At 62.6% G+C, this 4,498-nt stretch carries 4 protein-coding genes; 1 reads left to right on the top strand and 3 read right to left on the bottom strand.

The window, feature by feature from the left end; genetic code table 11:
* The 3 genes from OXF11_14045 to OXF11_14035 form a co-directional block, all read right to left on the bottom strand.
* A partial coding sequence (locus tag OXF11_14045; protein ID MCY4488219.1) for an iron ABC transporter permease occupies nucleotides 1–1,476 on the bottom strand: 1,476 nt, incomplete at its 3' end.
* A gap of 24 nt (nucleotides 1,477–1,500) precedes the next feature.
* Nucleotides 1,501–2,610, bottom strand: a complete 1,110-nt coding sequence (locus OXF11_14040) for an ABC transporter ATP-binding protein (GenBank protein MCY4488218.1) — start codon at nucleotides 2,608–2,610, stop codon at nucleotides 1,501–1,503.
* Nucleotides 2,611–2,616: 6 nt separating this feature from the next.
* Nucleotides 2,617–3,861, bottom strand: a complete 1,245-nt coding sequence (locus tag OXF11_14035) for an ABC transporter substrate-binding protein (GenBank protein ID MCY4488217.1) — start codon at nucleotides 3,859–3,861, stop codon at nucleotides 2,617–2,619.
* Nucleotides 3,862–4,224: 363 nt separating this feature from the next.
* Between OXF11_14035 and OXF11_14030 the strand changes: the two genes are divergently transcribed.
* The coding region (locus OXF11_14030) for a GTP-binding protein (GenBank protein MCY4488216.1) at nucleotides 4,225–4,498 on the top strand (274 nt) is incomplete at its 3' end.

Raw genomic sequence — 4,498 nt, 5'->3', positions numbered from 1 at the left:
CGGCAGGTTCTTGACCACGGTGATCAGCACCAGGATCGTGAATGTGCCGTATAGCGCCGGCAGCGGCCCCCAGGGAGTCGAGAACATGCCGATGTAGATGGCGCCGAGGGCGATGGAGGGGAAAATGTAGGGGGCGAAGGCGACGCCTTCGAGCCACCGCGCCAGCAGCGTGCCGCGGCCGCGAACCGCCGCATAGCCCACCAGCAACCCGAGCATACCGTTGCATACGGCCGCCAGCACGCCCAGTTTGATGCTGTTTCCCAACGCCGTCAGAATGCCCGGGGAATGGATGATGCCGGGCTCGCCATAGGCGAGGTCGGGGTTGCTTTCGCCGATCCAGAAATGCGCCGTCAAACCCTTCAGGGTATACTCGCCCGGCGTGATGATCAGGGATTCCCAGAGCAGGATCAGCAACGGCAGCACGACCGTCACGGCGAGGAAGGCGGCGACCCCGATGGTGGCCGGCCATTGCCAAAGCCCGAGTTTGATTTCGCGCTGCCGGAAACCCTTGCCGGTGAGGGTCACGAAGCTCTTCCGAATTCCGATGACCCGGCTGTTGATCCAGATGAAGGTGATCGCCATGACGATCAGCACCAAGGCGAGGACGAAAGCGTCGCCGCTGTTGCGCGCGTTCAGCGAGGCGTAGATCTGGGTCGAAAAGGTAAAGAAACGCACCGGCAGCCCCAGCAGGGCCGGCGTCCCGAAGGTGCCCAGGATGCGGATGAAGGTGAGCACCACGGCGGAACCCAACGCGGGCAGCAGCAACGGAAACGTAATCCGCCACAGCCGTTGGCTCCGGTTCATGCCGGCGATCGCGCCCGCCTCCTCCAGCTCCGAATCCACCGTCGCCAGGGCACCCGACATCAGCAGATAGCCATAGGCGTAGTAGTGCAGCGCCAGACAGATGACGATGGGAAAGAAGCCATAGCTGACCCAGTCGGGCGACTGCACGCCGAAGAAGCTGGTGATCATGCCCTCGTTGCCGCCGATCCGGTCGTTCTTGAACAGACTCAGCCATGCCAGCGCCAGCACCCACGACGGCATCATGTACGGCACCACCACAAGCGCCCCGAACACGCCCTTGAAGCGGATGTTGGTGCGCACCATCAGCCACGCCAGGCCGCTTCCGATGCTGACGCCCAGAACGGTTACGCAGACGCCAACGGCGACGCTGTTGAACAGCGGCTTCAGGAACAGCGCCCTGGAAAGCGGGCCGGTGAAGACCCGTTCGAGGTGGAACAGGGTGAAGCTGCCGACCTTCGCCTCCGGCCTGTAGGCGAGGTCATAGCTCTGGTACACCAGCGCGTCGTGGATGATTTCGAAAAGCGGCCCCAACACCAGCACGGACAGGACGGCCAGGCACAGGAGACCCAGGATCTTTTCCGGCTGGTTCAGCAGCCGGTAGAGGTGGTAGGCGATGTTGCTCCGGGAAAAGACCGGAGGCCGGCTGCCGGAAGGGGCCGTATCCAACGACATGGGTCAGGACTTCCGTTCTTCCGCTCAGGCGGGCGCGCCTTGATTGAAGAGATTGGTTTCGGATTCGACATCGAAGAAGTTCATCGACTCCGCGTCGAAGTCGATCCACAGCGGGTCGCCGAGGTCCATCCGTATGAATCCCGGTTGCAGGAGCGTTATGGAATAGTTCTCGGTCCGGGCTTGCAGGATCGTGTCGGCCCCCTTCGGCTGAACCGATTCCAGCGTCACCTTCAGCCAGCCTTCCCTGGCCTCGGTCGATACATGGATCCTTTCCGGGCGAATGGTGGCGACGAGGCTCTTTGCGTTCGCGGGCGGGTGGCCGGGGATCGGCAGCCACAGGCCGCTGCAATCGAGGCCCACCTCTCCGTTCTTCCGGCTGATGGTGCCGGTAAACCGGTTGATGCCGGGATCGCCGATGAAATCGGCGACGAACAGGTTCGCCGGATGGTGATAGATTTCATACGGCGTGCCCTGTTGCATGACCAAGCCCTTGTCCATGACCACGACGATGTCGGAAAGCGTCAGGGCCTCGATCTGGTCGTGGGTCACGTAGACGGTGGTGGCTTCGATGTCGCGGTGCAGCCGCTTGAGTTCGCCGCGCATTTCCGTACGCAGCTTGGCGTCGAGGTTGGACAGCGGCTCGTCCATCAGCAGGATGGACGAGCGCGAGGCGATCATGCGCGCGAGGGCCACCCGCTGCTGCTGGCCGCCGGACAGCTCCGACGGGTAGCGGAGCTGGTACGGCTTCATCTGCACTTTCTCGAGCGCGGCTTCGAGGCGCTCGGCGGTCTCGCCCGCGCTCAGGCGCATCTGGTTCAGGCCGAGCGTGATGTTCCGCTCCACCGTCATATGGGGCCAGAGCGCGTAGCTCTGGAATATGAGCCCGAGGTTACGGCTTTCGGGAGGAACGATCACGCCCTTCTGGCGGGAGAAGATGAGTCTGTCGCCGAACCGGATTTCTCCGGCCTCGGGCTCCTCCAGCCCGGCGATCACGCGCAACGTCGTGGTCTTGCCGCAACCGGAGGGACCGAGAATGGTCAGGAAGGCGCCCGGCTCCACGGTCAGGTCCAGATGCCGTACGGCGACTTCCTTGCCGTACGACTTCCGGATGCCTGTCAGATGGATTTCCTCCATTCCTGGCTATTTGCTCGAGTGCACCGTCCAGAAGTCCCGGACCTTGGGTCCGTGCTTCCACATGTATCCGGCATCCACGTTCCAGCCCTCCATCTCGTCCCAGATCTCGCCGCCCGCCGGCAGCGGCACGTCGCTCCGCGGGCTCACCGTGCCCGGGTCGAAATAGGGCGCCAGACCCTGCAACAGGGCCATGCTGGCGCCCTTGTCGTAGGGCTTCTCGATCTTCGAGTCCTTGTTCAGCTCGAGGCTGCCGAGCAGGTAGGCGGTAAACAGCTTGGCCGCGTTGGGGTGGGGCGCCTGGCGCGCGATGGCGGTAAAGGTCGGGTAGACCACCTTGCCCACCGGATCCACCTTGGCCAGGATCTTGTTGACGTAGCCCTTCGAATCGTTGCGCGCGATATAGGTCATGTAGGTGAACGCGATCAGCGGATTCTTCTGGCCCTTCTTGCCCGAGGCTCCAGCCAGCCTTGAGCCTGACTTGAAGATCACCAGGTCGTTGGCGAGCATCCGCGCCCAGAACTCGTAACCGGCGTCCGGGACCCCTTCGCTCAATTGGATGGGCTTGCCGGCATGGCGCTGATAGGCGGCCGCCATTTCATCGGGACGCTGCATAAGGGTCATGATGCCCATCAGGGTGGAGCCCGACGACAGCGGGTTCTTTACACCCACCCGGCCCTTGAACTTGGGCTCGGTCAACTCCCACACGTTCTTGATGGGCGGCGCGTCCGGGTAGGTTTCGCGGTTGTAGAGAAAAACCATGGCCTCGTTGACGCGGATCAGCAGCGGGTCGCGGTTTTCCTTTGGAATCCGGTCGACGTAGTGGTGCGGCACATAGTTGACGAGACGGTTCTTGTTCAGCATCTCGTAGATCACCTGACCCGAATTGCCGGTGGTCACGATGTCGGCGTTGAAGATATTCGCGTCCTGTTCGCGTATGGTCTTCTCGACTGCTTTGACGGACCCCAAGTCGTGCACGGTCACTTTGATCTCCGGATGAATCGCGTTGAACGGCTTCACCAGCTTGGCGATGCGACCGGACGCCGTGTAGACCACGACCTCGCCTTCGGCTTTTGCCTTGGCGACGACCTCGTCCCAATTCTCGTCCTTGTCATAGGGGCCGAGCTTGGCTGCCTTCAGCCACGCCTCCATCTCGGGCGGCGGCTCGGAGGCGGCGTTGGCGGCGGTGATGAAGGAAAGGGCGAACAGGCAGGCCAACAGCACCGCTGACAGACGCGTGACGTAGTGTTGCATGTTATTCTCCCGTGGGGTGAGTTCACCCGGTTCGTGAATGTGGGTGGCGAGACTCCGGACCCGGTAACCCGCGACACTACTCCGATACGCGTGACAGACGCAAGGCGAGTCACCGGCGTCCCTGCAGGCCGCCATCCGTGGTGGCGAGAATCCTTGTCTCCCACGCCGGCGCTAGGCCAATCCTGCCAAACTTGCTACAGTATTCTTGCGTTATCCCACGCCGTTAAAGCTCCGTTTCCCGTGCCGGAAACCGTCCGGAAATTCCGGCCATTTCCAGGGCGCTCACGAACAAGACGTAACCGTATTCACCTGCGCGGACCCCAAGGCTGCCCGAGGGGTGCGGGTGAACAGGGAGGATAATTGATGGACGTTGTCGCTTGCCGCGAGGCGGTGAATCTTCGCAACATCGCGATCATCGCACACGTCGACCACGGCAAGACCACGCTGGTGGACGCTATGCTGTGGCAAAGCGGAACGTTCCGAGCGAACCAGGACATCCGCGAGCGGGTGCTGGACTCCATGGACCTCGAGCGCGAGAAGGGCATCACGATCATGGCGAAGAACGCCTCCGTGACCTACGCAGGGGTCAAGATCAACATCGCCGACACCCCGGGCCACGTGGATTTCGGCGGCGAGG

It is taken from the genome of Deltaproteobacteria bacterium, from assembly GCA_026712905.1.
Taxonomy (GTDB): Bacteria; Desulfobacterota; Binatia; order UBA9968; family JAJDTQ01; genus JAJDTQ01.
Note: the sequence above shows the minus strand (reverse complement) of the source record. Positions and strands in the feature narration are given on the sequence as shown.